Origin of the sequence: Stenotrophomonas sp. HMWF003 (genome assembly GCF_003061285.1) — a bacterium.
GTDB lineage: Bacteria > Pseudomonadota > Gammaproteobacteria > Xanthomonadales > Xanthomonadaceae > Stenotrophomonas > Stenotrophomonas maltophilia_AP.
In genome coordinates, this window is the sequence record NZ_QAIW01000078.1 from 1 (window position 1) to 5,890 (window position 5,890).

The window sequence follows — 5,890 nt, forward strand, 5'->3', positions numbered from 1 at the left end:
GTATAGCGCACACGGCCGGCGATGCCGTTGCGGTTGAATCCGGCGAACGCACCGACCAGGTCTTCCAGGCGGGCGCCGGTGCCCCCCAGGATCAGCGAGAGGTTGGGCGCACTGCCATGCGGGAAGCGCAGGGTGATGCCAGCGTGCGACAGCCGCGCGGCAAAGCGGGCCGAGCCGACCCGGTCCAGCAGGTCCACCGCCGGCACGTTGAGCGACAGCCGCAACGCCGTGGCCGAGCTGACCGGGCCGTTGAACGCCGCATCGAAATTGCCCGGGCGGTAGCCACCAAACGCCTGCGGCGCATCCACCATCAGGCTTTCCGAATGGATCAGCCCGTCATCCAGCGCCATGCCGTACAGGAACGGCTTGAGCGTCGAGCCGGGCGAGCGCCAGGCCTGCACCATGTCCACGTGGCCCAGCCGCTGTTTGTCGCCGAAGGCCACCGAACCCACGTAGGCGCGGGCTTCCAGGGTGCGGTTGTCGACCACCAGCAACGCAGCGGACGTACGTTCGGGCAGCTGCGAGAAGTACGACGACACCCGTTCTTCCAGCGTGCGCTGCAGGCCGATGTCCAGCGTGCTTTCGATCCGCGCCGCACGCGGCTGCGCCGAGCGCAGCCGTTGCGCCAGCAGCGCGGCATGCAGCGGCGGCTGCAGCGCGCGGGTGACCACCGGCTCGATGCGGGCATCGTCCACGTCGTCACGGCTCCATACGCCCAGCGCGACCATGCGCTCGAGCACCTTGTCGCGTGCGCGTTGTGCCGCTTCGGGGTGGCGGTCCGGGCGCAGCCGGCTGGGCGCCTGCGGCAACACCGCCAGCAACGCCGCTTCGGCCTGCGACAACCGCGCCGCCGGCTTGCCCAGGTAGGCCCAGCTGGCCGCCTCCACGCCTTCGATGGTGCCGCCATACGGTGCCCGTTCCAGGTACAGCGCCAGGATCTGCGCCTTGCTCAGGTGCACTTCCAGCTGCACCGCGCGCAGCATCTGCTTGGCCTTGCCCCACGGCGTCCGCGTATGCGGGTCGAGGATGCGCGCCACCTGCATGGTCAGGGTGGACCCACCGGACACGATCCGCCCCTGCAGCAGCCATTGCTTGCCGGCACGCAGCAGCCCCCACGGGTTGATCCCCGGGTGCCGCCAGAACCAGCGGTCTTCGTAATTGAGCAGGGCCTGCAGGTACAGCGGCGATACGCTGTCGATGGACGCCGGGTAGCGCCACACACCGTCGGCATCGGCGAACGCGCGCAGCGGCGTGCCGTCGCGGGCGACCACCAATGTGCTGGTGTCGCGCAGCTTCGGCAGCGGCGGTGGGAACGCCAGGTCCAGCACCAGCAGCAGGCTGAGCACGGCCACCGTGCCCCAGCGCAGCGTGGGCAACAGCCACGGCTGCGCCCGTCGTGCCAGGCGCTTGAAAGGGTATGACGTCATCGGCTGAACGACAGCGCGGTGCGGGCCATCGCCGTGGCGACGGCCCGCACCCGGCTCACGGTTGGACCACCGTCAACGTGGTCGGGTAGCTGCGGCCCACCCCACGCAGGTCGGGGCGGTACATGTCTTCCACCAGCGGCGGCGGCACCGTGTAGGTGCCCGGGCTGACCGCGCGCACCAGGTAGAACACCTTGGCGGTGCTGCCCCGCGACAGCTTCAGCGCGGCCACGTAGCGGTCGTCGCGGAACTCTTCGTGGCGCAGCGTGGCGGCATCGCCGCGGTCGTTGACGTTGAGTCCGTCCACCACTACGTCGGCCCACTGCTTGGCATCGCCCAGGTTGAAGTTCTCGATCTCCAGGCCCGCCGGCAGCAGGTCGGTGAGCAGCGCGTCGGGCATATCCACGTTCGGGGTGATGCTGACCCGCACGATCAACGCCTCGCCTTCCTTCAACGCACGCGGCGTCCACGGCTTGCCGTCGGTGGTGTACCAGGTGCGTTCCACGCCCAGGTGGCGGCTGTCCGGCTCCGGCGCGGTGCGCGGAATGCCGGCCACGTCCAGGCTGGCGAACATCGGCGGCTCCCCCTGCGGGGTGAAGCGCACGCCCTTGGCCAGCGCGGCGTAGTCGAAGCTGCGCCCGAACAGGCGGCGCGCGGCGATGGCCTCCACCTCGCCGCCCACGGCCAGCTCGCCGGACACCAGCTTCTTCTGGTTGGCCGACAGGGCCTTGCCCAGGCGCGCGATGGCCACCTGTTCCTGCGTGCTCAACCACAACCCGCTGCTGCTGCGGCGTGCATCCAGGGCGCGGCCCAGGTCGACTGCACGCGCGTCATAGCCCGGCTTGGACAGCTTTCGCTCGTGCAGCAGCGCGATCATCAACGCGTCGTCGCGTACCGCGCTGCCGTAGTCACCGAAGTACTGCGGGCGCTCGCTGCTGGGCTTGGCGAAACCGGCGGCAATGGCCGCATCGCCGCGCTTGTGGTCGCCCTGCAGCGACAACGCGATGCCCAGGTGGACCAGCGGCAGGCCGGTCAGCGCCTTGCTGCGCTCGTTGTCGTACAGCGCGCGCAACGTGCCCAACGGCGCGCGGTTGACCCGGGCCAGCACGTATCCGGAATACGCCTGGTTGGCGAACTTGAGGTTCTCGCGGCGATCTTCACCGTAGAACTGGTTGCCACCGGACAGCAGGTCTTCGCTCAGGCGGTTGAGTGCCTTCTGCAGCACGGTGTCGGGCACCGCGAAACCACCGTCCTTGGCATCCAGCAGGAACTCGGCGATGTACGGAGTGAGCCACGGGTTCACATAGCCGTCGTCGCCCCACATCGAGAAGTTGCCGTTGGCCACCTGCATCGAGGCCAGCCGCCCGAACGCGCCTTCCATGCGCTCGCGGCGGGTCTTGGCATCCAGGCCATCGGCGCCGAGCATGGCCGAGGTCGCCTCGTCCAGCATCAGCGCCGCGTAGCCCTTGCTGGTGGTCTGCTCGGCGCAGCCATAGGGATACTTCAGTGCGTCGTTGAGCGCGCTGGCAAACGGAATCGGCGGCAGCGCGCTGACCAGCATGCGTGCGGTCACCGAATCGGTCATCAGGCCATCGGCCAGGCCGCTGCCCATCTCCACCGCACCCAGCGGGTCCAGCGTGCGGGTCTGCGAGCGCAGGATCTGCGGCCAGGCCGCGCGCACCGGCAGATCGTAACGGCGGTCTACCTTGAAGCCATTGCCGTCCACCCGCACCCGCACCTTGGCCACGGTATAGCCCTCGCGCGCGGTCAGCGGGAAGCTGAGGGTGGTCTTGGCGTCGGCCTTGAGCTGCAGCGTGCGGGTCGGCTCCCCCAGGGCGAGCGGACCGATGCCGTCGACGTGCACCTTGAACTCGCCCGGCGTGCCGGTGAAGTTCTGCACGTCCAGGGTGACCGTGCTGCGGTCGCCCGGCGCCATCACCCGCGGCATGCTGGCTTCGGCCAGGATCGGCGCGCGCACCACCGTTTCCACGTCGCGCTTGCCGTACTGGTCATCGGAATACACCACCGCCGACACGCGCAGGGTGCCGTTGAAGTCGGGCACCTTCAGCGCAATCCGGGCGATGCCCTTGGCATCGAGCTTCACCGGGCCCGAGAACAGGTCCACGGTCTGCACGCGCGCGGTGGGACGCTTGGCCTGCGGCATCGCCGCCAGTGCCATGTCGCCGCCGAACTTGAGCTTGCCGCTGCTGCCGTCGAAGCTTTCGATCACACGGCTGTAGATGTCATAGGCATCCACGTCCAGGCGGCGCTGCGCGAAGAAGTGGCCGGCCGCGTCGGGCACCGGGAAGCGGGTGATGTTGAGGATGCCCACGTCCACGGCCGACACGGTCACGTGCGCGACCTTGCCCGCCAGCTGCGGCGCGCTCACCGTCACCGGCAGGGTCTGCTCAGGGCGCATCTGCTTCGGCGCCGACAGGCCGACCGCGATCTGGCGCGCCTTGCGGTCCATCGGCACGTGCACCACACCGACCGCACGGGCCGGGGTGATCTTGCTCGGCGCACTGCCGCCACGGAACACCAGCGCAGTGATGTAGACGTCGTGGCGCTCCCACTCGGCGGTGACCGGAATGTCGAAGGTGCTGCCCGGCTTGGCGTCGATCTCCTGCACGTACAGCATCTTGTCGCTTTCCACCATCAGGATGCCCTTGCCGGCATGCGGCGGGGTGACGGTGACGCGGACCTTGTCGCCGGCCTTGTAGCCGGTCTTGTCCAGGCCAAGCTTGATCTTGTCCGGGCGTGCATCCAGGCCACGGTTGTCGTCGTTCCAACTCCAGCCAGCGCGGAACGGGTAGCGGCTGGTCAGCCCGGTGCTGGGATCGAACACCTCCAGCCGGTACTCGCCCCACTCCACCGGCAGGTCGACCGTGGTGGCCGCGGTGCCAGCGTCGACGGTGCGGGTGTCCTTGTTCTCGAAGCGGCGGGTGAAGTCGTAATCCCAGCGGTTGTCGTTGAAGGTCCAGTGGTAGTCGCGCAGCTCGCGCACCAGGGTGATCTTCAGGCCCTTGGCCGGCTGCGGCTTGCCCGCGGCGTCCACGCGCATCAGTTCGAAGCGCGCGGTGCTGTTGGCATCGGCGCCGTCATCGGGATTGAACAGCGGACGCACGCCGACCAGCGCCGGCGCCGGCCACATCACCCGCTTCAGGGTGCGGGTGACGGTGCGGCCACCGGTTTCGTACACGCTGCCGGACACTACCACCGCGATCGGGGCGGTCGGCTTGACCTCGTCAGGCAGTGCCACGTCCTGGCGCAGCGTGCCGTCGGCGGGGAATTCGGTGTCGATGATGTCGCGTGCTTCGCGCGGCAACGCGATGGTGGGGTCACCGAAGAAGTAGCCCGGCAACGATTCCACCGGGGATTGCTCGGCCGCCACCGCCAGCCGTGCGGTGAAGCGGTTGCCGTCGGCGGGCGCGCCGTACAGATAGGCCGCATCGGCAATCAGCTTGAGCGGCTCACCCGGCTTGAGGGTCTTCTGGACACTGTCCAGGTCCAGCTTCATGCGCTCGGGCAGGAACTCCTCGATGCGCAGGGTCATGCCCTGAATGGCTTCCTTGCTGGCCGGGTTGGTGCGGAACTCCACCTGCCAGCGCCCGGTCGGGGCTTCGCTGGGGATGGTCTGTTCGAAGCTGAAGTAGCCCTGCTCGCCCGGCTGCAGGCGGGTTTCGCGGAAGGTCTTGCCGTCCGGCTGCTTCAGGCGAAGGAAGACCGGCTGCGGCTTGGTCGGCTTGCCATCGTTGTCGCGCAGCAGCGCGGAGATGCGCACCGTTTCGCCGGGGCGATACAGGTCACGGCCGGACCAGGCGAACACGTCGAACCAGGCGTTGTCGCGCCCGGCCACCGCGAACTCGCTCAGGTCCAGCGCCGGCTGGTTGAACGGCAGCATCGAGGTGTCGGCACCGCTGCTGGCGATCAGTACGTGGCTGGCATCCAGGGTGTAGTTGAGCAGGGCGTTGCCGTTGCCGTCGGTGCTGCCCTTGAGCACCACCTCGTCCTTGCCGTCGAGGATGCGCAGCTCGATCTTCTTCAGCGCCGCCCCGCTCTGCAGCGAAGCGGTGTGCACGAACAGCTTGTCCTTGTAGGCGCGGGTGTGCAGGCCGATGTCGCTGACGGTGAAGAAGGCGGTGTCGAATTCGCTTTCGAACGAGCCGCTGCGCTTCATCACCGCGAAGTACAGGCCGGGCTCCTGCAGCTGCTTGATCTCCTGGGTGGGCAGGTAGGTCAGCACGCGTTCGTTCTGCTTGCCGCCCAGCACGAACCGGTTGACGTACACCGGCTCGGCCAACTTGGACATCGGCACGCGATCGTCGTAGTCGCTGTCCAGGTCCCAGCTGCCGCGGCGCCCGCCGCGCTGGTACTGGCTGAAGAAGGTGGGCAGCTGGTTCTCGCGCACGCGCAGGAACTCCACGTCCACTTCCTGCACGTTCACCGACACCACCGGCAGGCCCCGG

Annotated in this window: 2 protein-coding genes; both read right to left on the reverse strand. The window is 68.7% G+C overall.

Annotated features, from left to right (window positions below; translation table 11 throughout):
• The coding region (gene pbpC, locus DBR34_RS03040; protein WP_128095645.1) for a penicillin-binding protein 1C at positions 1 to 1,427 on the reverse strand (1,427 nt) is incomplete at its 3' end.
• Positions 1,428 to 1,482: 55 nt separating this feature from the next.
• Positions 1,483 to 5,890 (reverse strand): alpha-2-macroglobulin (locus DBR34_RS03045; protein ID WP_258223628.1); only part of this gene is annotated, 4,408 nt, incomplete at its 5' end.